We start from the raw sequence: 23,913 nt of genomic DNA, 5'->3' as shown, positions 1-23,913 counted from the left end.
TTCCGCCCCGGCGCCGGCTCGCGGCTCAAACCGACACCTGCGTGCCCAGCTCGACCACCCGCCCGGGCGGGATGTGGAAGAAGTCCGTCGGATTGGCCGCGTTGCGCATCAGGAAGATGTACAGCCGATCCTGCCACAGCGGCATGCCCTGGTTGGCCGAGGGAATGAGCGAGCGCCGGCCGAGGAAGAAGCTGGTCGACATGATGTCGAACTTCAGCCCGCGCTGCTTGCGGCAGACGTTGAGCGCCTTGGGCACATTGGGCTGCTCCATGAAGCCGTAGGAGATGACCAGCTTCTTGAAGTCGTCCGAGATCGGCTCGATCTGCACGCGGTCGGCCTCGGACACGCGCGGCCGGTCGGAGGTTCGTACGGTCAGGATGACGTTCTTCTCGTGCAGCACCTTGTTGTGCTTGAGATTGTGCATCAGGGCGACGGGGGCGATGTCCGGGTCGGAGGTCAGGAAGATGGCCGTTCCGGGGGCGCGGTGCGGCGGCCGGGCGCGCAGCATCTCGATCAGGTCGGCCAGCGGCAGGCTGTCCTTGCGGGTCTTGGCCGTGACGATCTGGGTGCCGCGCACCCAGGTCCACATGATCAGGATCAGGACGCCTCCGAGCGCCAGCGGGAACCAGGCTCCCTGCGGGATTTTCAGCAGGTTGGAGGTCAGGAAGACCAGGTCGATGGCGATGAAGGGCGTGATCGCGGCCAGGCTGAGCGGCAGGCTCCACTTCCACAGCCGGCGCACGATGAACCAGGCCAGCAGGGTGTCGACGAACATCGAGCCGGTCACGGCGATGCCATAGGCGGCGGCCAGGGCGGTCGAGGTCTGGAAGGTGAAGACGAGGGCCAGAACGCCCGCCATCAGCATCAGATTGACCGACGGGACGAAGATCTGGCCCGCCTGGCTTTCCGAGGTGTTGCGGATGTCGATGCGCGGCAGCAGGCCCAGCTGGACCGCCTGCTGGGTCACCGAGAAGGCGCCGGTGATGACGGCCTGCGAGGCGATCACCGTGGCGATGGTGGCCATGATCAGGACCGGCCAGTAGGCGATCTCCGGCACCATCCGCCAGAACGGATTGACCAGCGCCGTGGGGTCGGCGAGCACCAGGGCGCCTTGGCCGAGGTAGTTGAGGGTCAGGCAGGGCAGGACGAAGACCAGCCAGCCCTGGCGGATCGGCGCCTTGCCGAAATGGCCCATGTCCGCATAGAGCGCCTCGGCTCCGGTCACGGCGAGGAAGACGCTGCCGAGGATGATGAAGCCGAGGAAGCCGTTGTCGACGAGGAACAGGACCCCGTAGTGCGGCGACAGGGCGCGCAGGACCGAGACGTCGTCGAAGATGTGCCACAGGCCGAGGCCCGCCAGGATCAGGAACCAGATCGCCGTCAGGGGGCCGAAGAAGCGCGCCACGCTGGCGGTGCCGCGCGACTGGATCATGAACAGGGCGATCAGGATGCCGGCGGCGATCGGCAGGATGAAGGGGCTGAGGCTGGAACCGATGCCGGGCGCGTCGCGCAGTCCCTCGACCGCTGAAACGACGGAGATGGCCGGGGTGATGACGCCGTCGCCATAGAACAGCGCCGCGCCGCAGACGCCGAGCAGGAAGACCAGGCCCGACCGTCGGCCCATGGCCCTCTGGGCCAGCGCCATCAGCGCCAGGGTGCCGCCCTCGCCCTTGTTGTCGGCCTTCATCAGAAAGACGACGTATTTCAGGGTCACGACGAGGATCAGGGCCCAGAACACCAGCGAGACCACGCCCAGCACGGCCAGTTCGGCCGTGCCGCCGCTGCGGCTGTGATGCAGGGCCTCGCGCATGGCGTAGAGCGGGCTGGTGCCGATATCGCCGAACACCACGCCGATGGCGCCGATGATGAGCCCCCATTTGCCCGCCTTGACGTGGCCGCCTTCGCCGGCGGCCGCGGGATGCGGGTGCGCCGGGGCGACGGACTTGTCCGGGGGGGTGGGGGAATTCGCGGCGCGCTTGCCGTCTTCACCTTGAGGAGGGGCCCCGACCATGAAGTGCCTCCGGGCACGCCGCACGGCGCGGCTCCCATCAAACGAGCGGCGAGCCTTTAGGCTCTTTCATCGGGCGGTTCAATCGCGCTGCGGGTGCGAAGGTTGCAGGACTCGCGCCTCCTGGAAGGCCCGGGTTTGTGAAAGCGCCGCCGGCGTCCTATCTTGGGCGTAACGCCATGTCCGACAGCCAAAGATTTCCCGTCGCCGCCCACGCCCTGGCCTATCTGGCCCACAAGGGCGCCTACTCGCCGGCCGAGGCCGCGCCGAGCGCGGTTCTGGCCGCCTCCATCCCGACCAATCCGGTGGTGGTGCGGCGCGTGACGGCCCTGCTGGCCAAGGCCGGGCTGATCGCCACTCGTCCCGGCGCGTGCGGCGGCGCCTGGCTGCTGCATCGGCCCGAGACCATCACCCTGGACACGGTGCTGCGCGCCGTGAATGGCTGCGCCCACCTCGGCTCGCCGCCGGCCGGAGCCAAGGGCTGCCCGGTCAGCGAGCACATTCCGCGTCAGGTGGCCCGGGCGATCACCGCCGCCGATCGCGCGGCGGGCGACGCCCTGTCGAAAATCACCATCGCCGACCTGCTGGCCTCCGATCCGCCGTCGCTGGCGGCCTTCGCGCCGCATTCGTCCTGCCCGGTGGCCGCCTGAGCCCCGCGCGACGGACTGCGCTGATCACCGGCGCCTCGGCCGGGATCGGGGCGGCGCTGGCGCGGGTGTTCGCCGACAAGGGCTGGGACCTGATCCTCACCGCCCGCCGCGAGGGGCCCCTGCAGGCGCTGGCCGCCGAACTGGCCGCGAAGGGGGCGACGGTCACCGTCATCGTCGACGATCTCGCCGACCCGGCTGCACCGCGACGCCTGTTCGACGCCGTCCAGGTCAGGGGCCTGACCGTCGACGGCCTCGTCAACAACGCCGGCTTCAGCCGCACGGCCGGGTTCCTGGACACCGATCCGGACGACCACGCGGCCATGATCCGGGTCATGCTGACCGCCCCGGTCGAGCTGGCCCGTCTGTTCGCCCCGGCCATGGTCGAGCGCGGCTATGGCCGCATCCTCAACGTCGCCTCGCTGGCCGGTCGGATGCCGGCGACCGGCGGCGACACCCTGTACGGGCCGATCAAGTCGTTCCTGATCAAGGCCTCGCAGGGGCTGCATCTGGAGCTGCGCGGGACCGGCGTTCACGTGACCGCCCTGTGTCCCGGCTACACCCTGACCGAGTTCCACGACGCCAACGGCACAAGGGCCGAGGTGTCGGCCGCCTACCCCGGCTGGATGTGGCAGGGCGCCGACCATGTCGCCCGCGTCGGCTACGCCGCCTGCGAGGCCAACCGGCCGGCCGTCACCCCGGGCGCCATGAACAATCTGCTGGCCGGCCTGGCCAAACACCTGCCCGACCGGCTGGCGCTGGCCATGGTCGGCGGCCACGCCCGGCGGCTGAAGCGGATCTAGTGCCCGCCGTCCGGATAGGGCGTCGTGGCGATCGAGCTGAACATGCCGGGGATGGCCTCGGACAGGCCCGAGAGCATGAACTGGATGGCCAGGGCGCACAGGATCAGGCCCAGAACCCGCACGATGACGGCCATGCCGACGTCGCCGAGCAGGCGCGTGAGCGGGCCGGTCAGGGCGAAACAGACGAAGCTGACGAAGCCGGCGGCGCCGATGGCCGCGACGGCGGCCAGGGTCCCGGTCGGGCCGATCTGCTGGCCTTCGCCGGCGACGATGATGACCGTCGAAATGGCCCCGGGACCGATCATCAGCGGGATGGCGAAAGGCACGATCAGCCGCTTGAACCGCCGCCGGGCGTAGCCGCGCACGTCGCGGGCGTCGGTCGAGGACTCGACGTCGGCGAACATCTTGAGGAAGTCCTCGCGCACCATGTCGAGGCCGAGCAGCAGCAGCAGGATGCCGCCGGCGATGCGGAAGGCGGCCATCGAGATGCCGAAGAACTGCAGCAGCCCAAGGCCGGTGAACAGGAAGAAGGCGAGGAAGACGACGGCGAAGGCGCAGATCAGGGCCGAGACCGAGATGCGCTGCCGCAGGGTCGCGCCGGTCGTGGCGGCGGCGAAGATCGGCAGGTTGCCGATCGGATCCAGCAGGGCGAACAGGGCCACGAACAGGTTGACGCCCAGATCGACCGCGTCCATGTGCTGACCTCGCCCTGCAATTCACCCGACCCCGGCCATCAAGGCTGACGCCCGCGCCTGCGTCCAGCCCCGATGTGCAAAAGGAGCGACGCCATGACCCCGATGCTGACCGATCCCCGCCTGATCATCGGCCTCGACCTGCCGTCGCTCGACGCCGCGCGGGCCATGGTCGAGCGGCTGGACGGCACGATCTCGGCCTGGAAGATCGGCCTCACCCTGTTGGCCCGCCCCGGCGGGGTCGCCTTCGCCCAGGAGCTGAAGAAGGCCGGCAAGTCGGTGTTCCAGGACTGGAAGCTGCACGACATCGGGGCCCAGGTCGAAGGCGCGGCGCGGGCCGTGGCCGAGGGCGGCTGCGACCTGCTGACCGTCCACGCCCAGCCCCAGGTGATGCGCGGCGCCGTCAAGGGTCGCGACGCGGCCGGCTCCGACACGAAACTTCTGGCGGTGACGGTGCTGACCAGCCTGTCCGACGCCGACCTGACGGAGATCGGTTACGGCTTCACGGCCCGCGAGCTGGTCGAGCGGCGGGTGCGGCAGGCGCTGGACTGCGGCGTCGACGGCGTGGTGTCGAGCCCGCTGGAGGCGGCGCGGGTGCGCCAGCTGGCGGATGAGGCGGGGCGGCCGGACTTCCTGATCGTCACCCCCGGGGTGCGGCCCGAGGGCGCTGACAAGGGCGACCAGCAGCGCGTGGCGACCCCGCGCGCGGCCCTGCAGGCGGGGGCGACCCATCTGGTCGTGGCGCGCCCGGTGGTGGCGGCCGAAAACCCGCTGCTGGCGGCCTCGGCGATCGTCGAGTCTATCGACGGCTTCGCCCGGCCCTAGCCCCGCTCGCCCGGCTCCTGCCGGTATTCCTGACGCGGCGGCGCTTCCCGGCGGGGCCGAGGCGGCCGATGCGGGCGCGCCGGCGGCGGGGCCGGCGGCTCGTAGCGCGGCGGCTCGGGCAGATAGGGCGGCGGATAGGGCGCCGACTCGCCGCAGTCGCAGTCGTCGCGGCGGCCCTCGTCCGAATAGGCCTCGTACGCCTCGAAGCTCCCGTATTCCTCGTAGCTTTCGTAGCTCTCGTACGACCGCTCCTCATAGGAGTCGTGACGCTCGCTGTAGCCGTAGCGCCCGCCGCGGTCGTAGCCGTGCTCCTCGTACTCGACGTATCGGCCGCACGACGGCGGACGCCGGCTGTCGCGGCCGAAGCCGGTGACGACATAGCCGAACGGGGCGCTGGCGCAGGCCAGCACGCGGCGGTCGATGTCGTAATAGACCGGCGCGCCATAACCGTAGCCGACCATGTCGCCGCCGTAGCCGCCGCCGCCGACATAGACCGCGCCGCCGCCGAAACCGCCCCGGCGACCGTTGTCGACGCTGTAGGCGCGGGCGTTGAAATAGGAGCTCGCCGAGGCTTCGGCGAAGGCCCGGGCGCTGGCGTTCACATTGACGTTCACATTGTGCGAGCCGCCGCCGTGGTTGCAGCACGGGGGCGGCGGCGGGGGCGGCGGGGCGCAGCAGGGACCGCCGTGGCCGCCGGTGCGGTCGCCGGCGAGGGCGGGTCCCGCCGCGAGCAGGGCGAGGGCGGCGGCGAGGGTTAACACGCGCATGAGACGAACTCCAAAGCTGGAGCCAGTCTAAGTCACTGGAAAGAAAAGGGTTCGGAATGCACCGAGCGAGGGAATAGTCGGGGCGCGCATTCCCGGAAGGCGTGAAAATTAACCGTGTCGACCGCCCGGCGACTCAGAAATCGACCGCGAGGCCCTTCTTCTCCCAGTCGCCATAGCGCGTCGGCTCGGGGCCGCGCGGGCCGCCGTGCTCCGGCGGCAGTCCCGCGTCGCCGGCCGAGGCGCGACGTTCGGCCGCTTCCAGCAGGGCCCGGCGCGCGGCTTCGCCCAGGGGGCGCTCCGGCGTGGCGTGGGGCACGTCCGCATTGAAGACGGGCGGGTCGATCTCGGGGAGAACAGCCGGGGCGGGGGCGTCGGTGGTGGGATGATCGGTCACAGCGGATGTGTCTTGAGCCAGACGGCGGGACTCCACAAGTTAGGGCGCGTCCGTCCCCACGCCAGTGATCCCGAGCCCTTATCGTCGATGAACCACCTCAAGACCTTCGCCCTGCTGGCCGCCCTGACGGCGCTGTTCGCCGGACTCGGCTATCTGATCGGCGGCGCGACCGGCATGCTGATCGCTCTGGTCTTCGCCGGCGGCATGAACCTGTTCAGCTACTGGAACGCCGACAAGATCGTGCTGAAGATGTACCGCGCCCAGCCGGTCGACGAGAACCATCCAAACGCCGTGGTGCGCACCTATGTCGCTGATGTGGTGCAGATGGCGAAGGACGCCGGCCTCCCGCGCCCGGCCGTCGCGATCATCCCCAACGACCAGCCCAACGCCTTCGCCACCGGCCGCAATCCGGCCAACGCCGCCGTCTGCGCCACCACCGGACTGCTGGACATGCTGACCCGCGAGGAGATCCGAGGGGTCATGGCGCACGAGCTGGCGCATGTGAAGAACCGCGACACCCTGACCATGACGGTGACCGCCACGGTCGCCGGCGCCATCGCCGCCCTGGCCAATTTCGCCCTGTTCTTCGGCGGCGGAAGCGAGGACGAGGAACGGCCCGGCGGGATCATCGGGGCGCTGGCGCTGATGATCCTCGCGCCGATGGCGGCCGGCCTGGTCCAGATGGCCATCAGCCGCACCCGCGAGTACGAGGCCGACAAGGTCGGGGCGGAGATCGCCGGCGACCCCGCCTCGCTGGCGTCGGCCCTGCAGAAGATCGAGGGCTGGTCGAAGCGCATCGTCAACGTCACCGCCGAGCGCAATCCGGCCTCGGGCCAGCTGTTCATCATCAACCCGCTGGCGGGACGCGGAGCGGACAACCTGTTCTCGACCCACCCCAACACCGGCAACCGCGTCCGGGCGCTGATGGATCTGGGGACGAAGATGGGTCTGGCGCCGCGCCGCGCGGCCTTCGAGGAGGCGGCTCCCGGGCCGGCGACGACCAGCGTGCCGACCACGCCGTCGCGCGCCAGCGGGCCCTGGGGCTGACGCCGCCCCATTCCTGCCCTTGCATCGCGGGGCGTCTGGTCCTTTAAGCGCGCCCATAACGCCCAGCGCCTCCCCGCGTTCGCCGAAAGACCCGCCATGACCCAGTCCGCGCCCAAGAAGGTCGTCCTCGCCTATTCCGGCGGCCTCGACACCTCGATCATCCTCAAATGGCTGCAAACTGAATATGGCGCGGAGGTCGTGACCTTCACCGCCGACCTCGGCCAGGGCGAGGAGCTGGCGCCGGCGCGCGAGAAGGCGCTGAAGCTGGGCATCAAGGAAGAGAACATCTTCATCGACGACCTGCGCGAGGAGTTCGTGCGGGACTACGTCTTCCCGATGTTCCGCGCCAACGCCGTCTATGAGGGCCAGTATCTGCTCGGCACCTCGATCGCCCGGCCGCTGATCGCCAAGCGCCAGATCGAGATCGCCCGTCAGGTCGGCGCCGACGCCGTCTGTCACGGGGCCACCGGCAAGGGCAACGACCAGGTCCGCTTCGAGCTCGGCTACTATGCGCTGGAGCCCGACATCCGCGTCATCGCCCCGTGGCGCGAGTGGGACTTCAAGTCGCGCGAGCACCTGCTCGACTTCGCCGAGAAGCATCAGATCCCGATCGCCAAGGACAAGCGCGGCGAGGCCCCGTTCAGCGTCGACGCCAACCTTCTGCACTCCTCCAGCGAGGGGAAGGTGCTGGAGGATCCGGCGGTCGAGGCCCCTGAATTCGTCCACCAGCGCACCCTGTCGCCGGAAGACGCGCCCGATGTGGCGACCGTCATCACCATCGGTTTCGAAAAGGGCGACGCGGTCTCGATCAACGGCGAGGCCATGAGCCCGGCGACCCTGCTGACCGCCCTGAACCAGTACGGCCACGACAACGGCATCGGCCGGCTTGACCTGGTCGAGAACCGCTTCGTCGGCATGAAGTCGCGCGGCGTCTATGAGACCCCCGGCGGGACCATCCTGCTGGCCGCCCACCGCGGCATCGAGTCGATCACCCTCGACGGCGGGGCCATGCATCTGAAGGACGAGCTGGCGGTCAAATACGCCCACCTGATCTACAACGGCTTCTGGTTCTCGCCGGAGCGCGAGATGCTGCAGGCGGCCATCGACCACTCGCAGCAGAAGGTCTCCGGGACGGTCCGGGTCAAGCTCTACAAGGGCAACGCCACCGTCATCGGCCGCGAGAGCGCCGAAAGCCTGTACGATCAGGAACTGGTCACCTTCGAGGACGGGGCCGTGGCCTACGACCAGAAGGACGCCGCCGGCTTCATCAAGCTGAACGCCCTGCGCCTGCGCGTGCTGGGCAAGCGCGACCAGCGCAGCGGAGACTGATCCCGGTCTCCCGGGGCGGGAAGCGGCGCACAAATGGCCTCGCCCTCGCCCCGGTTTGGCGCCAACCTGCGGCCAGGAGCATGGGCTCCTTCGACGTATCAGGAACCCGTCATGTCTCTTCGCCTCATTCTCGCGGCCTCGGCCGCCCTGGCCTTCGCCGCCCCGGCCCTGGCCCAGGACGCCCCCGCCGCCCCGCCCGCCGCCGAAGCCAAGTCGGCCGCTGCGATCGCCTTTGAGGCCCGGGGCGAGGTCTTCCAGACCCGGATGGCGCAGATGCAGGGGGAACTGGAGGCGGCCGTCACCGGCGCAGGGGCCGACCAGACCAGGGGCATGGCCGATGTCGATGCGATCATCGCCCGCTATCAGCCGGAGATCGACGGCTTCATCGTCGACTTCGAGACCTTCATCGACGCCGAGGCGGCCGCCGAAACGGACGAGACGAAGCGCGCGCAGATGACGGGCGCCAAGGCCAGCGTCCGCGCCGCGCTCTCGGGGCTTCCCGCCCAGATCCGCGCCGGCGCCCAGACCGCCCTGACCGCCCAGGCGACCGCGCCTGCGGCCCCGGCCGCGCCCGCCGCCGCCCAGTAGCGGCCCCTACGCGGAGGCGGCGGGCCCCGGGGTCCGCCGCCTTACCGCGATTTCACTTGAGACCGGACGGGGTTCGGCGGATTTTGGCGCGGTCCCTCAGGAGCCCCGTCATGATCAAGGCCCTTTCCCTCGCCGCCGCCCTCGCCCTGCTGCCCCTCTCCGCCGCCGTGGCCGAGGATGTGCGGGGCCCGTCCGAAGACGCGCTCGAAGCCGCCGCCGAAGCCTTTGAGGCCCGGATGGACGCGTTCGGCGAGCGCGCCGAGGCGATCTCCGCCGAGGCGGGGCTGACGAAGACGGAGCGCGAGCTGCGCATCGCCGCCCTCTGGGCCGAGTATCAGCCGGACGTGGACGTCTTCACCGCCGCGGTGACCGAGCACGCCGCCGGCATCGCCGCCGAGGCCCTGGCCGAGATCGACGTCGAGGCCATCGTGGCCGAGGCGCTCGCGGACGTCGACCTGGGCGACGTCATGGCCGGCGTGCAAGGCATGGCCGCCAACGGCTCCTGGGCCTCCAACGATCCCGAGCACATGGCGACCGCGGGCCTCGTGGCGGACTATGCCCTTGGCGAGGCCCTGGACGCCGTCGATGAAGCCGCGGTCGAGATCGAGGCGGAGGTCGCCGCCGAAACCGAAGCCGGCGAAGGCTGAGACTTCGCGCTTGACCGGGGACGCGGCTGACGCGACAGGGCGGCCATGTCCGGCCTGCCCGTCGATCCGCACCTCTATCTGACCTTTCTCGGGGTCATGGCCGTGATGGCCGTGACGCCCGGACCCGCCAATCTGTTCTCGGTGGCCAACGGCGTGCAGCGCGGCCCGGCCGGGGCGATGGCCGGCGTGGTCGGGATGAACGCCGCCACCCTGGTCTGGTTCGGGGCCGCGGCCCTGGGGCTCGGCGCCCTCGTCACCGCCTTTCCCGAAGCCTTCCGCCTGATCTCGATCGGCGGCGCCCTGTACGTCGCCTGGCTGGGGATCAGCGCCCTGAGGGGCGCCTTCCGAACCGCCGCCGACCCGCACGCCCCGGCCATCCGGCTCGGGCGAAGTGCGCTTCTGGACGGCTTCATGGTCCAGATCGCCAATCCCAAGGCGGTGCTGTTCTTCACCGCCGTCCTGCCGCCCTTCCTCGACGTGGACCGGCCCGCGGCCCCGCAGCTGGCCCTCTTCGCCGTGGCCACCATCGGCATGGATGTGCTGTCGATGTCGGCCTACGGTCTGGGCGGCGCGGCGCTGGCGCGGCGGATGTCCGAGCCCCGGTTTCGCCAGGGTTTCGCCTTTGCGACCGGCGTGTTGCTGTTGGCGGCGTCCGTGCTGATTGTTTCGCGATTATAACCACTTGCCCGGAAGCGGAACCGTGTTGTTCATGTCCCGTTCAGCAGCAAGGGCGTTTTCTGGACGCCCAAGGAGAATTCCGATGAAGACTCGTGCCCTGAAGCCCGTCCTGTTGGCGGTGACGGCGGCGCTGGCCCTTTCGGCCTGCGCGACGGCGACTCCCTACGGCCCGGCCGGGCAGGGCAGCCGCTACGGCTATTCCGACATGCGGGTCGACGACACCCACTTCCGTGTCAGCTTCGCCGGCAATTCAGTGACCACGCGCGAACAGGTCGAGATGGCCCTGCTGCTGCGCGCCGCCGAGGTGACGCTGGAAAGCGGCCACGACTGGTTCGCCACGGTCAACCGCGCCACCGACCGCGACGTGCGCTACGTCGGCTCGCCCGATCCCTTCTACTACGACCGGTACAGCCCGTTCTGGGGTCCGTCGTGGCGCTACTACCGCCGCGGCTACTGGAGCCCGTGGCGTGACCCGTTCGGCCCGGGCATGGATTTCCAGGAGATCGACCGCTACGAGGCGACCGCCGAGATCGTGGTCGGCAGCGGGCCCAAGCCGGCCGGCGACCCCAACGCCTTCGACGCCCGCGAAGTGGTGCAGAACCTCGGCCCGCGCGTCCCGCGGCCGATGTGAGTTGAGGCAGCAGGCAGTAGGAATCAGGCAGTAGGGTCGCCCCGACCTTGCTGCCTTTTCTACTGCCTACTGCCTACTGCCTACTGCCTACTGCCTACTGCCTGTTGCCTACCCCAGCCTCGGGCTCTTCAGCCGACGCTTGTTGGTATGCGTCTCTGGCGCCGCGCCCAGTTCCTCGGGCAGCTCGCCCTTGAAGTAGAACCGCTGCCACGCCTCCTTGGCCGCGTCCGGATCGCCCGAGGCCAGCCGCTTGTTGAAGTCGGTGCGCTGGCGGTTCCAGGCCTCGAACTGCCCCTTCATCACCGGATTGGAGTCCAGCGAGCGGATCACCGGCTCGAAGGCCTCGGCCTTGCGGTGCTCGATCGGGGTGATGAAGCAGAACGGCTCGCCGCGCTCGAACTTGACCCGCCCCGGCCGGGTGAAGATCCAGTTCATGGTGAAGGGGAAGGGCAGCCAGTCGGTCTCGATCAGGCCGGTCAGGGGCGCGATCCCGTCCTTGATGTGATTGGGCGCCCCGGTCGCCAGCAGACCCCAGCCGGGCGGGGTGCGGAACAGATACTGCGGATGCATCGTCATCACCCCGCGCGAGAAATGCGAGGTGACGATGTGGTGCAGGTTCGGCGCGTGCCGGTCGGGGGTGATGACAATGTCGTTCTGGCTCGGCCCGCCGTTCCATTCGGCGGTGAAGCCGATCGGGCACAGGATCTCCCAGCCGGTGGTGTTGGCCATGGTCAGCGGCAGGCAGCGATAGGGGTGCCGGCTGGGGAAGGCGTCCATCCAGTCGCGCGGTTGCCGCCCCGGGACCATGTCGCAGGGCTGGTCCGACATCGGATAGCATTCCAGTTCCACGGCGGCGCTCCGGAGGGTATCGGGGATGGTCCCCCTCACTAGCGGCGCGCCATGACCGAACACAAGACGCCCCTTTTCGACCGCGACCGCCTGCTGACCTGGATGGCCGAAAACGGCGTGGCGCAGACGACCCACGACCACCCCGCCGTCTTCCGCGTCGAGGAGGGGCTCGAGCTCAAGGCCGCCATGCCCGGGGCCCACACCAAGAACCTGTTCCTCAAGGACAAGAAGGGCCGGCTGTGGCTGATCTCGGCGCGTCAGGACACGGTCATCGACCTGAAGCGCGCCGACAAATGGATCGGCTCGGCCCGCCTCAGTTTCGGCAATGAGACCCTGCTGTGGGAGACCCTCGGCGTCCGCCCCGGCTCGGTCACGGCCCTCGGCCTGATCAACGATGTCGACCGGCGCGTGACCTTCGTCCTCGACCAGGCCCTGTGGGATGCGGACATCGTCAACTTCCACCCCCTGACCAATACCGCGACGACGGCGCTTGAGCAGGCCGCGTTCCGCAACTTCCTGTCCCTGATCGGGCGGGAGCCAATTGTGGTGGATTTCGGCCAGCTCAGGGACTGACGCCCTCTTGCCCCCGGGCGCCCGGTTTGGATATACGCAACGTATATATATCGTATATTCCGGGAGCGCCCCATGGGCATCGTCAACATCGAGGATGAGCTGCACGAGCAGCTGCGCCGGGCCAGCAAGGCCTCCTGTCGGTCGATCAATGCGCAGGCGGCGTTCTGGATCAGGCTTGGCATGCTGTGCGAACTGAACCCGGGCATCGCCTTCCAGGAGTTGATGGCGCGCGAGCTGAAGGCGGCGGGCGTCGACGCTCCCGGTCTCGCGGCGGCATGACCAAGACGCCGGCCGAAATCGAGCTGATGGCCGAGTCGGGGCGTCTGCTCGCCTCGGTGTTCACATACCTGGACGGGCTGTCGCTCGCGGAAATGACCACCCTTCAGGTCAACGACCTCGTCGAGGCCTACATCGTCGATGAACTCGGCGCGCGGCCCGCCAGCAAGGGCCAGTACGGGTACGGCTTCGTGCTGAACAGTTCGAGAAACGCGGTCGTCTGCCACGGCGTGCCCTCCGGCAGCGAGGTGCTGCGCGACGGGGACATCGTCAATCTGGACATCACGCTCGAGAAGAATGGCTTCATCGCCGACTCCAGCAAGACGTACCTGATCGGAACGGTGTCTCCCGCGGCCAGGCGGCTCGTCCGCACCACCTACGAGGCCTTGTGGAAGGGAATTCGCGTCGTGCGCCCGGGCGCTCGGCTCGGCGACATCGGCCACGCCATCGAGCAGCACGCCAAACGGGCCGGCTATTCAATCGTCAGGGAATACTGTGGTCACGGCATCGGGCGCGAGATGCACGAGGCGCCGCAGGTGCTGCACTACGGCAAGCCTGGAACCGGCCTCAGCCTGCGGGAAGGCATGGTCTTCACGATCGAACCGATGCTGAACGAGGGCCGCAGGGCGGTGCTGGAGGGGGACGATGGCTGGACCGTGGTCACGGCGGACGGGAAGCTGTCCGCCCAGTTCGAGCATACGGTCGCCGTCACCGGCGACGGCGTTCGCGTCCTGACCTTGCGGCCGGACGAGCTGCGCACCCCCGCGCCGGGCTGGTCCGTCCATATGTCGGGCCTGATCTGACCTCCCCGGTTCTATCCCGCCGCTTCCGGTGCTAAACGCCCCGCGTCTCTCCCCGACCCCCACGCCAGATACGGACGCCGCCATGCCCGCCGCTCCCGACTTTCCCCCCGCGCCCGACCGCGTGGCGCCGAAGCGCGCCCTGATCTCGCTCAGCGACAAGACCGGGCTGGAGGACGCGGCCCGCACCCTGCACGACCTCGGCGTCGAACTGGTCTCGACCGGCGGCACCCGCGCCGCCATCGCCGACTTCGGCCTGCCGGTGAAGGACGTCGCCGACCTGACCGGCTTCCCCGAGATGATGGACGGCCGGGTCAAGACCCTGCACCCGGTGGTGCACGGCGGCCTGCTCGGCGTGCGCGACGAACCCTCCCACGCGCAGGCGATGCAGGAACACAACATCGGCGGCATCGATATCGCCTGGATCGACCTGTATCCGTTCGAGGCCACGGTCGCGTCGGGCGGCGGCTTCGAGGCGGCGGTCGAGAACATCGACATCGGCGGCCCGGCCATGATCCGCTCGGCCTCCAAGAACCACGGCTATGTCGCCGTCTGCGTCGACAAGGCCGGGCTGGACGAGGTGCTGGAGGCGCTCAAGGCCGACGGGGCCACGACGCTTGAGCTGCGCAAACGCCTCGCCGCCCGCGCCTTCGCCCGCACCGCCGCCTATGACGCCGCCGTCTCCGGCTGGTTCGCGCAGCAGGTCGGCGACGCCGCCCCGGCCCGAAAATCGATCAGCGGCTCCCTCGCCCAGACCCTGCGCTACGGCGAGAACCCGCACCAGACCGGGGCCTTCTACCGCACCGGCGAGACCCGGCCCGGCGTGGCCAACGCCCGCCAGCTGCAGGGCAAGGAGCTGGGCTACAACAACATCGCCGACGCCGACGCCGCCTACGAACTGGTCGCCGAGTTCGAGGCCCCGGCCTGCGTCATCGTCAAACACGCCAACCCCTGCGGCGTGGCGGTCGGAAACGACCTGACCGAGGCCTACGCCCGGGCGCTGGAATGCGACGCCGTCTCGGCCTTCGGCGGCGTCATCGCCGTCAACCGCACCCTGACCGGCGCCGACGCGAAACTGATCACCGACATCTTCACCGAAGTCGTCATCGCCCCCGGCGCCGACGAGGAGGCGCAAGCGATCTTCGCCGCCAGGAAGAACCTGCGTTTGCTGCTGACCGAGGGCCTGCCCGATCCGCTGGCGGCCGGCGAGGTGTTCCGCTCGGTGGCCGGCGGCTTCCTCGTCCAGTCGCGCGATCGCAGCCGCATCGCCCCGTCGGACCTCAAGATCGTCACCCGCCGCCAGCCGACGCCGCAGGAGATCGAGGACATGCTGTTCGCCTTCACCGTGGCCAAGCACGTCAAATCCAACGCCATCGTCTACGCCAAGGACGGCCAGACCGCCGGCATCGGCGCCGGCCAGATGAACCGCCGCGACAGCGCCCGCATCGCCGCCATCCGCGCCCGCGAGGCCGGTGAGGCCAAGGGTCTGGCCCATTCCCTGGCTCAGGGCTCCGCCTGCGCGTCCGAGGCCTTCTTCCCGTTCGCCGACGGCCTGCTGGAAGCGGTGGCGGCCGGCGCCACGGCGGTGATCCAGCCCGGCGGCTCGATCCGCGACGACGAGGTCATCGCCGCCGCCGACGAAGCCGGCGTGGCCATGGCCTTCACCGGCGTGCGGGTGTTCCGGCACTGAGTGTCTGATCCCCTCTCCCCTTGCGGGAGAGGGAGGCCGCGCACGACGGCGTCAGCCGTCGTTCTTGCGCGGGCGGGTGAGGGGTCGCACCGGCCTCTCCCTTCGACCGAGAAACCCCTCATCCGACCTCCCCGCCTTTCGCCGGGGTCGGCCACCTTCTCCCGCAAGGGGAGAAGGACGGAATCCTGCTGGCAATCCGCCGCCAGCCATCACAATTTCCCGGGCGAAATCGCCTGTTTTCAACGCCCTGCCAAAAGCCCAGCGTCCTGAATCCGCCATAGGAAGCGGCGGCCGTATACTGCTGCCTCTTCGCCCAGGTCTTTGACAATCGCATCCGACGCCGGCCGCGTCAGGCCGAACGATCCGGACGGTTCGGACGGTTCGGACGGTGTTTTCGGGTTCTACCCGGATAATACCTCCGTCCCCGATACCCGCTTCCGCCGCCCCCGGCCTCCGCTATGGTGGCGCTTATGGACACCCTCTCCCAGCGCTGGGCCCGGCTAGAACCGCACACCACCATGGTCGGGCCCGCCGACGACCGGCCGCGCCCGGCGGTGCTGCTGTTCCACGGCTGCGGCGGCCTGCGCGACCATCTGCCGAAATACGCCGAGGTGGCCAAACAGGCGGGCTGGCGCGCTTTCATCGTCGATTCCTACGCCCCGCGCGGCTGGGGCCGCCCCTTCGCCCTCGCCACGGTCTGCACCGGCCTGCTGCTGCGCGGCCACGACCGCGCCGGCGACGTCCTGGCGACCCTGTACGGCGTGTCGCAGCGGCCCGACGTCGACGCCTCGAAGATCGCCCTCGCCGGCTGGAGCCACGGCGGCTGGGGCATCATGGAGGCCATGAGCGCCGACCGCTCACGGCCCGCCCTCGGCCTCGCCGACCCGGGCGCGGTCAGCCTCGATGGCGTCGTCGCCGCCTACCTCGCCTATCCCTATGTCGGCATCGCCGCCTTCAACCGGATGCGGCCGTGGCGCCATTGCCCGAAGACCCTCGCCGTGATCGCCCGCTCGGATCACCTGACCACCGTCCGCAACGCCGAACGGGTCCATGACATGATCCGCAACTGCGGCGCCGAGGTCGAGACCTGGATCGCCGACGGCAGCCACAGCTTCGACGAGCCGATGACCGCCCCGCCGATGCGCTACGACCCCGCCCTGACCGAGGAGGCCCTGCGCCGCTTCGGGGCGCTGTTGCACGACGTGGCGGTCGCGCCGGCGGCCTGATCAGTCTATGCAGCGCGCCATGACGACCCTCCTGTATGGCCGCCCCCCGGCGGTGTTCGATCCCCCCGGCGACGCGATCCAGACCTCGCCCCTGATCCCCGGCTCGACGCCGCTCGAGAGCGTGGCCGAAGGCTCGGCCGATGCCGCCATGATCTACGCCCCGCCCGGGGTGCTGGAGCGGCGCCATACCCTCGCCCTGGCGCTGCGGGCCCTGAAACCCGGCGGCCGGCTCGACGTCATGGCCCCCAAGGACAAGGGCGGCTCGCGTCTGAAGAAGGAGCTGGAGGCCTTCGGCGTCGAGGTCGGCGAGAGCGCCAAGGCCCACCACCGCCGCTGCGTCGTCATCCGGCCGGAGACCCTGACCGGGCTCGATGAGGCCATCGCGGCCGGCGCGCCCCGCCTCGTGCCCGGGCTCGACGCCTGGTCGCAACCGGGCGTCTTCGCCTGGGACCGCGTCGACGCCGGCACCCTGCTGCTGGCCCAGACCCTGCCGCCGCTCAAGGGCGCCGGCGCCGACCTCGGCTGCGGCTACGGCGCGCTCGCCACCGCGGTGCTGGGCTCGCCCGCCGTGACTTCGCTCCGCCTCATCGACCTCGACCGCCGCGCCGTCGAGGCCGCCCGCCGCAATGTCGAGGACCCGCGCGCGACCTTCGTCTGGGCCGACGCCCGCACTGTCGAGGCCGCCGGCGATCTCGACTTCGTGGTCATGAACCCGCCCTTCCACGACGGCGGCGCCGAGGACCGCCGCCTCGGCCAGGCCTTCATCCGTCAGGCCGCGGCGATGTTGAAGAAAGGCGGCGTCCTCTGGCTCGTGGCCAACCGCCACCTGCCCTATGAGGGCGACATCACCGCCGCCTTCAAACGCTCGCGCTCGGTCGCCGACAAGGGCGGCTACAAGGTCATCGAGGCGGTCAAGTGAAGACCCCCACCAGCCGGGTCGACAAGCTGTTGGGCTCCCTCGGCTACGGCTCGCGGACCGAGATGGCCCGCCTCGGCAAGGCCGGCGGCATCGTCCTCGACGGCGTCGATCTGACCGACGTGTCGAAGCGGATCGCCGTGACCCCCGACCTGCCGGCCCGCATGCAGATCGACGGCGAGCCGCTCGACCCGCCCCCCGGTCTGGTGATGATGCTGCACAAGCCGCTGGGCATGACCTGTTCGCGCAAGGAGGACGGGGCCCTCGTCTATGACGTCCTGCCGCCCCGCTGGCGCCGACGCGACCCCGCCATCTCGACCATCGGCCGGCTCGACAAACAGACCACCGGCCTGCTGCTGCTGACCGACGACGGCGACCTGCTGCACCGGGTCATCAGCCCCAAACGCCACGTCGCCAAGGTCTATCGCGCGACCCTGGCCCGCCCGCTGGTCGGGACCGAGAGCGATATCTTCGCCGCCGGCGGGCTGGTTCTGGAAGGCGAGGACAAGCCGCTGTCGCCGGCCGCACTGGAGGTGCTGTCGCCGACCGAGGCCCGGCTGACCGTGACCGAGGGCCGCTATCACATGGTGCGGCGGATGTTCGCCGCCGTCGGCAACCACGTCGAGGCCCTGCACCGCGAACGCGTCGGCGGCCTGACCCTGCCCGACGATCTGGCGCCGGGGGAATGGCGGCTGCTGGAACAGGGCGAGATCGACGCCATATTCAGCGGATGAGCGCCCACGCCAAGATCTGCGGCCTGACCACGCCGGAAACCCTCGATGCGGCGCTGACCGGCGGCGCCGCCTTCGTCGGAGCGGTGGTGTTCCCCAGGAGCCCGCGCCACATCGAACCGTTGCACGCCGCGACCCTGTTCGAACGCGCCCGCAACAAGGCGAAGATCGTGGCCGTCACCGTCGACGCCGACGACGCCCTGCTGACCGAAATCGCCCTGATCCTGAAGCCGGACCTGATCCAGCTGCATGGATCGGAGACCCCGGCGCGGGCGGAACGGGCGCGGGTGCTGACCGGCGCCGGGATCATCAAGGTCCTGGCGATCCGCGCGCATGAGGATTTCGCCCAAGCCGACGGCTGGGAGCCCTTCGTCGACCATCTGATGTTCGATGCGAAGCCGCCCGAGGGTTCGAACCTGCCGGGCGGCGTGGGCGCGCGGTTCGACTGGACCCTGCTGGCGGGGCGGGCCTTCCGTCATCCGTGGTTCGTGGCCGGCGGTCTGACCCCGGACAATGTGGCGCAGGCGATACGGGTGTCCGGCGCGCCACTGGTGGATGTGTCCTCTGGCGTGGAAAGCGCGCCGGGTGTTAAGGACCCTGCCCTGATCGCGGCGTTCCTCAAGGCGACGCGGTCGGCCTGATTTCCGCCGCTCCCCCGCGTGAAAGCTTAGTCCGTGAACGCCATCCTCCCCAATCGCTACGCCATGCCCGACGCCGAGGGTCGCTTCGGCCCCTACGGCGGGCGATTTGTGGCCGAGACGCTGATGCCGCTGATCCACGAGCTGGACGCGGCCTATGAGGCGGCCAAGGCCGATCCGACCTTCCAGGCCGAGCTGGACGGCTTCCTCACCGACTATGTCGGCCGGCCCAGCCCGCTGTATCTGGCCGAGCGGCTGACCGACCATTACGGGGCGGCCAGCATCTGGTTCAAGCGCGACGAGCTGAACCACACGGGCGCGCACAAGATCAACAACTGCATGGGCCAGATCCTGCTGGCCATGCGGATGGGCAAGACCCGGATCATCGCCGAGACCGGCGCCGGCCAGCACGGCGTCGCGACGGCGACGGTATGCGCCCGCTTCGGCCTGAAATGCATCGTCTACATGGGCGCCACCGACGTCGAGCGGCAGTCGCCCAACGTCTTCCGCATGAAGCTGCTGGGGGCCGAGGTGGTCCCGGTGACCTCGGGCCGCGCCACGCTCAAGGACGCCATGAACGAGGCGATGCGCGACTGGGTCACCAATGTCGAGGACACCTATTATCTGATCGGCACGGCGGCGGGGCCGCACCCCTATCCGGCCATGGTGCGCGATTTCCAGAGCGTGATCGGCAAGGAGACGCGGGTCCAGATGCTGGCCCGCAAGGACAAGCTGCCCGACGCCTGCGTGGCGGCGATCGGCGGCGGCTCCAACGCCATTGGCCTGTTCCACCCCTTCATCGAGGACGCCGGAGTGCGCCTGATCGGGGTCGAGGCGGCCGGGCGTGGTCTGGACGGCCCCGACCACGCGGCGTCGCTGCAGGGCGGCCGCCCCGGCGTGCTGCACGGCAACCGCACCTATTTGCTGCAGGACGACGACGGCCAGATCCTTGAGGGCCATTCGATCTCCGCCGGCCTCGACTATCCGGGCATCGGCCCCGAACACGCATGGCTGAAGGACATCGGCCGCGCCGAATATCGCGCCGCCACCGACGCCGAGGCGCTGGAAGCCTTTCAGCTATGCTCGAAGCTGGAGGGGATCATCCCGGCGCTGGAGCCCAGCCACGCCCTCGCCCGGATCGGCGAGATCGCGAAGGAAGTGGGCAAGGGCGGCGATGTCGTGCTCAATATGTGCGGGCGGGGCGACAAGGACATCTTCGCCGTAGCGAAGCATCTGGGCGTGGAGCTCTAACGACCATGAAACTCTTTCTTCTGGCCGCCGCTGCGGTCGCGATCGCCAGCCCGACGGCGGCCCAGGGCTCCCTGCCCGACGTGCCGATCCTGGCGGGGGCGAGCCCGGCGCCGGACTGCGGCAACCTGTATGGCCTGGCCGGCAAGGCCTTCTGCGTCAGCGCGCCGCTGGCCGGAATCGGTTCGCTGGCCGACGCCTATGTCGCGGATCTCGAGGCGCGCGGATGGATCGCGGCCGGAGGTGACGACAACCGCGTGGTGTTCGTGCGCCGGCGCGATAGCGGCGGCTGCGACGGCCTTCAGATGCAGGCCTTCTATGACACCTCGCGGCCGGCTGGACCGGAAGCGACCGGCTATCTGGGCTTCGGCGTGATTCCGGGCGACGTCTGCGCCGCCGGTCAGCCGGGAGCCGCGGCGGCCCCGCAGCAATGACGACTCCGCGTATCGACGCCCGTTTTACCGCGCTGAAGGCCGAGGGGCGGGCCGGGTTCGTGGCCTATGTGATGGCCGGCGATCCGACGCGCGACGAGGCGCTGGAGATCCTGCGTGGGCTGCCAGCGGCGGGGGCCGACATCATCGAACTGGGCTTTCCCTTCTCTGATCCGATGGCCGAGGGGCCGCCGATCCAGCGCGCCGCCCTGCGCGGGCTGAAGGCCGGGCTGACGCTGAAGGGCACGCTGGCCCTGGCCGCGGCCTTCCGCGAGGGGGATGCCGACACGCCGGTGATCCTGATGGGATACCTCAATCCCATCGAGACCTACGGCTATCGGGCCTTCGCCGACGACGCGGCGGCCGCGGGCGTGGACGGGGTGATCGTGGTCGATTGTCCGCCCGAAGAGGCCGGGCCGCTGTCGGACGCCCTCGACGCGGCGCAGGTGTCGCTGATCCGGCTGGCCACCCCCACTTCGGACGACGCCCGGTTGAAGATTATCGCCGAACGGACCTCGGGCTTCGTCTACTATGTCTCGGTGGCGGGTGTGACCGGGGTCAAGGAGGCGCAGGCCCTGTCGGTGGCTCCGGCGGTGGCGCGGGTCCGGAAGGCCTCGGGTCTGCCGGTGGCGGTGGGCTTTGGCGTCAAGACGCCGGAACGGGCGGCCGAGATCGCCCGCGTCGCAGACGCAGTGGTGGCCGGCTCGGTGCTGGTCGACGAGGTGGCGGCGGCGCTTGAGGTGAACGAACCGGCGGCGCCTCGCGTTCTGGCGAAGGTAAGGTCGCTCGCCGACGCCGTCCGGGGTGCGCGCGTCGCGGAAACCGTCTAAAGGCCGCGCCATGGTCGACAAGAACAAACCCCAGCAGGAAAAGCGCGGCGGATGGCTCAGCCGCTTCGCCCCCGGCGTGCGCAAGATCGTCAGCCGGCGCGACACGCCCGACAATCTGTGGGTCAAGGATCCTGACACCGGCGAGATGCTGTACCGCTCGGACCTGGAAGGGTCGCTGTGGGTCACGCCGACCGGACGGCATATGCGCATCGACGCGCCGACGCGGCTGCGCTTCACTTTCGACGACGGCCGGTTCGAGTCCATCGACACGCCGGACGTGCCCGAGGACCCGCTGAAATTCTCGGACGGTAAGCCGTACAAGGACAGGTTGGTGGCTGCCCGCAAGGCTGCGGGCCGCAAGGACACCATGGCGATCGGCTTCGGCGAGCTGGACGGCACGCCGGCGGTGGTCATCGTCCAGGACTTCACCTTCATGGGCGGGTCGCTGGGCATGGCCGCGGGCGAGGCCTTCATCGCCGCCGCCCGTGCTGCCATCGGGCGCGGCGTTCCGCTGGTCTGCTTCACCGCCGCAGGCGGGGCCCGGATGCAGGAGGGCGCGCTCAGCCTGATGCAGATGGCCCGCACCACCCTCGCCATCCAGGAGCTCAAGGCGGCCCAGCTGCCCTTCGTCGTGGTGCTGACCGACCCGACCACCGGCGGCGTCACCGCGAGCTACGCCATGCTCGGCGACGTGCATCTGGCCGAGCCGGGGGCCCTGATCGGTTTCGCCGGGCCGCGGGTCATCGAGGCGACCATCCGCGAAAAGCTGCCGCCGGGCTTCCAGCGGGCCGAATACCTGCAGGAGAAGGGCATGGTCGACCGCGTGGTCACGCGCGCCGAACTGCCGGCCGTCCTGGGTCGAATCCTGTCGATGCTGATGGGCGGGAAGCGCCGGGCGGCCTGACGCCGTGGATCCTGTCTCCAAACGACTGCGCGCCCGTCATCCGCAGCGCATCGATCTGTCGCTTGAGCGGATGCGGGTGCTGTGCGCGGCGCTGGATGATCCGCAGCATCGCCTGCCGCCGGTCATCCATGTCGCCGGCACCAACGGCAAGGGGTCGACCGTCGCTTTCATCCGCGCCATCGCTGAGGCCGCGGGTTTGCGCGTGCACGCCTACACCTCGCCGCATCTTGTGCGGTTCAACGAGCGCATCCGGCTGGCCGGCCAACTGATCGGGGACGAAGCGCTGAACGCCGTGCTCGACCGGGTTGAGGCGGCCATCGACGTCTCGGGCAGCCAGGCGACCGTGTTCGAGAGCACCACTGCCGCCGCCTTCCTCGCCATGAGCGAGACGCCTGCCGACCTGGCCATCGTCGAGGTTGGGCTGGGCGGCATGCTGGACGCCACCAATGTCATCGAGCGGCCGCTGCTCAGCGTCATCGCGCCCGTCGACCTCGATCACGCCGAATTCCTCGGGACCAGCCTGCGCGGCGTGGCGGTGGAGAAGGCGGGCATTCTCAAGGCCGGGGCCCGCGGCCTGATCGCACGCCAGCCGGACGAGGCGATGGCGGCCATCGAGGTGGCGGCCCAGGCCGTTCACGCGCCCCTCACCGTCATGGGGGTGGATTTCGACGCCTGGGCCGAGCGCGGCGGCATGGCCTTCCAGGACCAGAGCCGCTTCCTCGACCTGCCCGCCCCCGCCCTGGCCGGGCCGCACCAGGTGGCCAACGCCGGCCTGGCGGTGGCCGTGGCGCTGGAGCTGGACCTGCCGGAACACGCCATCGCCAACGGCCTGCGCACCGCCCGCTGGCCGGCGCGGATGCAGCGGCTGACGGCCGGGCCGTACGGCGAGGCGGCGCGGGCGGCGGAGGCTGAGCTGTGGTTGGATGGCGGGCACAATCCCCACGCCGGGCGGGCGCTGGCCGAGGCCCTGTTGGAACGTCAGGCCCGGGCGCCGCGGCCGACGGCCCTGATCGTCGGCATGCTGGCCAATAAGGACGCGGGCGGCTTCTTCGAGGCGCTGAAAGAGACCGGCGCGACCGTCTTTACCGTCCCGTTCGACGGCGCGGCGGCCGAGCCCGAGGCGCTGGCGGCGGTGGCGCGGGGGCATGGGCTGGGCGCCACGGCCAGCGCCTCGGCGATGGAGGCGCTACAGCGCGCGCTCCGGCTCGGCGCGGGGCGCGCGGTGATCTGCGGCTCGCTCTACCTCGCGGGCGAGGTGCTGGGCGCGAGCCGCGAGACCTGGCCGGACTAGTTCAGGCCGCCGCGGAGGCGCTGATGCCGGCTTCCGCCAGCCATTCGACGATCTTGCCCTTGGGCATGGCGCCGACCTTCATCGAGGCCAGTTGACCGTCCTTGAACAGCATCAGGGTCGGGATGCCCTTCACGCCGAGACGCGACGGGACCATCGGGCTGTCGTCGATATTGACCTTGGCGATGACCACCTTGCCGGCCAGCTCGTCGGCGATCTGCTCCAGCGCCGGGCCGATCTGTTTGCAGGGGCCGCACCACTCGGCCCAGAAGTCCACCAGCACGGGGGTGGACGATTTCAGGACGTCGGCGTCGAAGCTGTCGTCGGTGACCTTGACGGTGGCCATGGGCTCTCCTTGGCGCCCCGAGGGACGCGGTTCGAATTCAGCCGGCCATCATGCGATGATTCCGGCCCTTCGGAAGCGATGTGGGGCGCGTCGGCGATCAAATCAACGCAC

28 protein-coding genes are annotated in these 23,913 nt (G+C 70.0%); 22 read left to right on the top strand and 6 right to left on the bottom strand.

The window, feature by feature from the left end; genetic code table 11:
• Positions 1-25 precede the first annotated feature (25 nt).
• Complete coding sequence (locus tag V6M45_RS13740; RefSeq protein WP_332657099.1) at positions 26-2,011, bottom strand: potassium transporter Kup; 1,986 nt, start codon at positions 2,009-2,011, stop codon at positions 26-28.
• A 176-nt stretch (positions 2,012-2,187) separates the two neighbouring features.
• Here V6M45_RS13740 and V6M45_RS13735 point away from each other — a divergent pair, with 176 nt between their 5' ends.
• Together V6M45_RS13735 and V6M45_RS13730 are read left to right on the top strand one after the other, a co-directional pair.
• Positions 2,188-2,658 (top strand): Rrf2 family transcriptional regulator, encoded by a 471-nt coding sequence (locus V6M45_RS13735; RefSeq protein WP_332657098.1) that lies wholly within the window; start codon positions 2,188-2,190, stop codon positions 2,656-2,658.
• Positions 2,655-3,458: an SDR family NAD(P)-dependent oxidoreductase gene (locus V6M45_RS13730; protein ID WP_332657119.1), complete on the top strand. Its 804-nt coding sequence runs from the start codon at positions 2,655-2,657 to the stop codon at positions 3,456-3,458. The genes V6M45_RS13735 and V6M45_RS13730 overlap by 4 nt, the downstream gene beginning before the upstream one ends.
• Here V6M45_RS13730 and V6M45_RS13725 read toward each other — a convergent pair.
• Entirely contained in the window at positions 3,455-4,153 is a 699-nt protein-coding gene (locus V6M45_RS13725; RefSeq protein ID WP_332657097.1) for a MarC family protein, read from the bottom strand. The two genes, V6M45_RS13730 and V6M45_RS13725, sit on opposite strands and share 4 nt — an antisense overlap.
• 102 nt (positions 4,154-4,255) lie before the next feature.
• Between V6M45_RS13725 and pyrF the strand changes: the two genes are divergently transcribed.
• Positions 4,256-4,975 carry an orotidine-5'-phosphate decarboxylase gene (gene pyrF, locus V6M45_RS13720; RefSeq protein ID WP_332657118.1) on the top strand — a complete coding sequence of 240 codons (720 nt, stop codon included), beginning with the start codon at positions 4,256-4,258 and terminating at the stop codon, positions 4,973-4,975.
• Here pyrF and V6M45_RS13715 read toward each other — a convergent pair.
• Both V6M45_RS13715 and V6M45_RS13710 read right to left on the bottom strand, forming a co-directional pair.
• Positions 4,972-5,742 carry a hypothetical protein gene (locus V6M45_RS13715; protein WP_332657096.1) on the bottom strand — a complete coding sequence of 257 codons (771 nt, stop codon included), beginning with the start codon at positions 5,740-5,742 and terminating at the stop codon, positions 4,972-4,974. The genes pyrF and V6M45_RS13715 overlap by 4 nt on opposite strands.
• A gap of 133 nt (positions 5,743-5,875) precedes the next feature.
• Entirely contained in the window at positions 5,876-6,136 is a 261-nt protein-coding gene (locus V6M45_RS13710; protein ID WP_332657095.1) for a DUF1674 domain-containing protein, read from the bottom strand.
• An 87-nt stretch (positions 6,137-6,223) separates the two neighbouring features.
• Here V6M45_RS13710 and htpX point away from each other — a divergent pair, with 87 nt between their 5' ends.
• From htpX to V6M45_RS13680, 6 genes are all read left to right on the top strand, one after another.
• A complete protein-coding gene (gene htpX / locus V6M45_RS13705; protein ID WP_332657093.1) occupies positions 6,224-7,183 on the top strand; it encodes a zinc metalloprotease HtpX in 960 nt (319 codons plus the stop codon).
• A gap of 96 nt (positions 7,184-7,279) precedes the next feature.
• The gene (locus V6M45_RS13700) at positions 7,280-8,512 is read left to right on the top strand and encodes an argininosuccinate synthase (protein ID WP_332657092.1); all 1,233 of its coding nucleotides are present in this window, start codon (positions 7,280-7,282) and stop codon (positions 8,510-8,512) included.
• Positions 8,513-8,623: 111 nt separating this feature from the next.
• The gene (locus V6M45_RS13695) at positions 8,624-9,100 is read left to right on the top strand and encodes a hypothetical protein (protein ID WP_332657091.1); all 477 of its coding nucleotides are present in this window, start codon (positions 8,624-8,626) and stop codon (positions 9,098-9,100) included.
• A gap of 110 nt (positions 9,101-9,210) precedes the next feature.
• Entirely contained in the window at positions 9,211-9,747 is a 537-nt protein-coding gene (locus V6M45_RS13690) for a hypothetical protein (protein ID WP_332657090.1), read from the top strand.
• 45 nt (positions 9,748-9,792) lie between these two features.
• Positions 9,793-10,425: a LysE family translocator gene (locus V6M45_RS13685; protein WP_332657089.1), complete on the top strand. Its 633-nt coding sequence runs from the start codon at positions 9,793-9,795 to the stop codon at positions 10,423-10,425.
• Between the two features lie 82 nt (positions 10,426-10,507).
• Positions 10,508-11,056 (top strand): CC0125/CC1285 family lipoprotein, encoded by a 549-nt coding sequence (locus V6M45_RS13680; protein WP_332657088.1) that lies wholly within the window; start codon positions 10,508-10,510, stop codon positions 11,054-11,056.
• 108 nt (positions 11,057-11,164) lie between these two features.
• Here the strand turns inward: V6M45_RS13680 and V6M45_RS13675 are convergent, their stop codons facing one another.
• On the bottom strand, positions 11,165-11,905 hold the full coding sequence (locus tag V6M45_RS13675; protein WP_332657087.1) for a DUF6065 family protein: 741 nt from the start codon (positions 11,903-11,905) through the stop codon (positions 11,165-11,167).
• Between the two features lie 51 nt (positions 11,906-11,956).
• Here V6M45_RS13675 and V6M45_RS13670 point away from each other — a divergent pair, with 51 nt between their 5' ends.
• The 13 genes from V6M45_RS13670 (at position 11,957) to V6M45_RS13610 (ending at position 23,459) form a co-directional block, all read left to right on the top strand.
• Complete coding sequence (locus V6M45_RS13670) at positions 11,957-12,478, top strand: prolyl-tRNA synthetase associated domain-containing protein (protein ID WP_332657086.1); 522 nt, start codon at positions 11,957-11,959, stop codon at positions 12,476-12,478.
• Between the two features lie 72 nt (positions 12,479-12,550).
• Positions 12,551-12,757 carry a ParD-like family protein gene (locus tag V6M45_RS13665; protein ID WP_332657085.1) on the top strand — a complete coding sequence of 69 codons (207 nt, stop codon included), beginning with the start codon at positions 12,551-12,553 and terminating at the stop codon, positions 12,755-12,757.
• Positions 12,754-13,557 carry a type I methionyl aminopeptidase gene (gene map / locus V6M45_RS13660; protein ID WP_332657084.1) on the top strand — a complete coding sequence of 268 codons (804 nt, stop codon included), beginning with the start codon at positions 12,754-12,756 and terminating at the stop codon, positions 13,555-13,557. The genes V6M45_RS13665 and map overlap by 4 nt, the downstream gene beginning before the upstream one ends.
• An 82-nt stretch (positions 13,558-13,639) precedes the next feature.
• Positions 13,640-15,244: a bifunctional phosphoribosylaminoimidazolecarboxamide formyltransferase/IMP cyclohydrolase gene (gene purH, locus V6M45_RS13655; protein WP_332657083.1), complete on the top strand. Its 1,605-nt coding sequence runs from the start codon at positions 13,640-13,642 to the stop codon at positions 15,242-15,244.
• 470 nt (positions 15,245-15,714) lie between these two features.
• On the top strand, positions 15,715-16,470 hold the full coding sequence (locus tag V6M45_RS13650; RefSeq protein ID WP_332657082.1) for a dienelactone hydrolase family protein: 756 nt from the start codon (positions 15,715-15,717) through the stop codon (positions 16,468-16,470).
• A 19-nt stretch (positions 16,471-16,489) separates the two neighbouring features.
• Entirely contained in the window at positions 16,490-17,389 is a 900-nt protein-coding gene (locus V6M45_RS13645; protein WP_332657081.1) for a class I SAM-dependent methyltransferase, read from the top strand.
• Positions 17,386-18,120 (top strand): pseudouridine synthase, encoded by a 735-nt coding sequence (locus V6M45_RS13640; RefSeq protein ID WP_332657080.1) that lies wholly within the window; start codon positions 17,386-17,388, stop codon positions 18,118-18,120. The genes V6M45_RS13645 and V6M45_RS13640 overlap by 4 nt, the downstream gene beginning before the upstream one ends.
• Positions 18,117-18,758 (top strand): phosphoribosylanthranilate isomerase, encoded by a 642-nt coding sequence (locus V6M45_RS13635; protein ID WP_332657079.1) that lies wholly within the window; start codon positions 18,117-18,119, stop codon positions 18,756-18,758. Before V6M45_RS13640 ends, V6M45_RS13635 begins: the two co-directional genes overlap by 4 nt.
• Before the next feature lie 63 nt (positions 18,759-18,821).
• Positions 18,822-20,006: a tryptophan synthase subunit beta gene (gene trpB, locus V6M45_RS13630; protein ID WP_442880595.1), complete on the top strand. Its 1,185-nt coding sequence runs from the start codon at positions 18,822-18,824 to the stop codon at positions 20,004-20,006.
• 5 nt (positions 20,007-20,011) lie between these two features.
• Positions 20,012-20,437, top strand: coding sequence for a hypothetical protein (locus tag V6M45_RS13625; RefSeq protein ID WP_332657077.1), 426 nt, complete (start codon positions 20,012-20,014; stop codon positions 20,435-20,437).
• Complete coding sequence (gene trpA, locus V6M45_RS13620; protein WP_332657076.1) at positions 20,434-21,264, top strand: tryptophan synthase subunit alpha; 831 nt, start codon at positions 20,434-20,436, stop codon at positions 21,262-21,264. The genes V6M45_RS13625 and trpA overlap by 4 nt, the downstream gene beginning before the upstream one ends.
• Positions 21,265-21,274: 10 nt before the next feature.
• A complete protein-coding gene (locus V6M45_RS13615) occupies positions 21,275-22,168 on the top strand; it encodes an acetyl-CoA carboxylase carboxyltransferase subunit beta (RefSeq protein WP_332657075.1) in 894 nt (297 codons plus the stop codon).
• Between the two features lie 4 nt (positions 22,169-22,172).
• On the top strand, positions 22,173-23,459 hold the full coding sequence (locus V6M45_RS13610; protein ID WP_332657074.1) for a bifunctional folylpolyglutamate synthase/dihydrofolate synthase: 1,287 nt from the start codon (positions 22,173-22,175) through the stop codon (positions 23,457-23,459).
• Between the two features lies 1 nt (position 23,460).
• On the opposite strand, the gene trxA is transcribed toward V6M45_RS13610, so the two are convergent.
• A complete protein-coding gene (gene trxA / locus V6M45_RS13605) occupies positions 23,461-23,802 on the bottom strand; it encodes a thioredoxin (protein WP_324817599.1) in 342 nt (113 codons plus the stop codon).
• Between the last annotated feature and the right edge of the window lie 111 nt (positions 23,803-23,913).

Origin of the sequence: Brevundimonas sp., from assembly GCF_036676055.1 — a bacterium.
GTDB lineage: Bacteria > Pseudomonadota > Alphaproteobacteria > Caulobacterales > Caulobacteraceae > Brevundimonas.
Note: the sequence above shows the minus strand (reverse complement) of the source record. Positions and strands in the feature narration are given on the sequence as shown.

Coding starts and splice junctions, on each gene's coding strand:
- V6M45_RS13740 (WP_332657099.1), bottom strand. CDS start 2,011: ATGGTCGGGGCCCCTCCTCAAGGTGAAGACGGCAAGCGCGCCGCGAAT.
- V6M45_RS13735 (WP_332657098.1), top strand. CDS start 2,188: ATGTCCGACAGCCAAAGATTTCCCGTCGCCGCCCACGCCCTGGCCTAT.
- V6M45_RS13725 (WP_332657097.1), bottom strand. CDS start 4,153: ATGGACGCGGTCGATCTGGGCGTCAACCTGTTCGTGGCCCTGTTCGCC.
- pyrF (WP_332657118.1), top strand. CDS start 4,256: ATGCTGACCGATCCCCGCCTGATCATCGGCCTCGACCTGCCGTCGCTC.
- V6M45_RS13715 (WP_332657096.1), bottom strand. CDS start 5,742: ATGCGCGTGTTAACCCTCGCCGCCGCCCTCGCCCTGCTCGCGGCGGGA.
- htpX (WP_332657093.1), top strand. CDS start 6,224: ATGAACCACCTCAAGACCTTCGCCCTGCTGGCCGCCCTGACGGCGCTG.
- V6M45_RS13700 (WP_332657092.1), top strand. CDS start 7,280: ATGACCCAGTCCGCGCCCAAGAAGGTCGTCCTCGCCTATTCCGGCGGC.
- V6M45_RS13695 (WP_332657091.1), top strand. CDS start 8,624: ATGTCTCTTCGCCTCATTCTCGCGGCCTCGGCCGCCCTGGCCTTCGCC.
- V6M45_RS13690 (WP_332657090.1), top strand. CDS start 9,211: ATGATCAAGGCCCTTTCCCTCGCCGCCGCCCTCGCCCTGCTGCCCCTC.
- V6M45_RS13685 (WP_332657089.1), top strand. CDS start 9,793: ATGTCCGGCCTGCCCGTCGATCCGCACCTCTATCTGACCTTTCTCGGG.
- V6M45_RS13680 (WP_332657088.1), top strand. CDS start 10,508: ATGAAGACTCGTGCCCTGAAGCCCGTCCTGTTGGCGGTGACGGCGGCG.
- V6M45_RS13670 (WP_332657086.1), top strand. CDS start 11,957: ATGACCGAACACAAGACGCCCCTTTTCGACCGCGACCGCCTGCTGACC.
- V6M45_RS13665 (WP_332657085.1), top strand. CDS start 12,551: ATGGGCATCGTCAACATCGAGGATGAGCTGCACGAGCAGCTGCGCCGG.
- map (WP_332657084.1), top strand. CDS start 12,754: ATGACCAAGACGCCGGCCGAAATCGAGCTGATGGCCGAGTCGGGGCGT.
- purH (WP_332657083.1), top strand. CDS start 13,640: ATGCCCGCCGCTCCCGACTTTCCCCCCGCGCCCGACCGCGTGGCGCCG.
- V6M45_RS13650 (WP_332657082.1), top strand. CDS start 15,715: ATGGACACCCTCTCCCAGCGCTGGGCCCGGCTAGAACCGCACACCACC.
- V6M45_RS13645 (WP_332657081.1), top strand. CDS start 16,490: ATGACGACCCTCCTGTATGGCCGCCCCCCGGCGGTGTTCGATCCCCCC.
- V6M45_RS13635 (WP_332657079.1), top strand. CDS start 18,117: ATGAGCGCCCACGCCAAGATCTGCGGCCTGACCACGCCGGAAACCCTC.
- trpB (WP_442880595.1), top strand. CDS start 18,822: ATGCCCGACGCCGAGGGTCGCTTCGGCCCCTACGGCGGGCGATTTGTG.
- V6M45_RS13625 (WP_332657077.1), top strand. CDS start 20,012: ATGAAACTCTTTCTTCTGGCCGCCGCTGCGGTCGCGATCGCCAGCCCG.
- trpA (WP_332657076.1), top strand. CDS start 20,434: ATGACGACTCCGCGTATCGACGCCCGTTTTACCGCGCTGAAGGCCGAG.
- V6M45_RS13615 (WP_332657075.1), top strand. CDS start 21,275: ATGGTCGACAAGAACAAACCCCAGCAGGAAAAGCGCGGCGGATGGCTC.
- trxA (WP_324817599.1), bottom strand. CDS start 23,802: ATGGCCACCGTCAAGGTCACCGACGACAGCTTCGACGCCGACGTCCTG.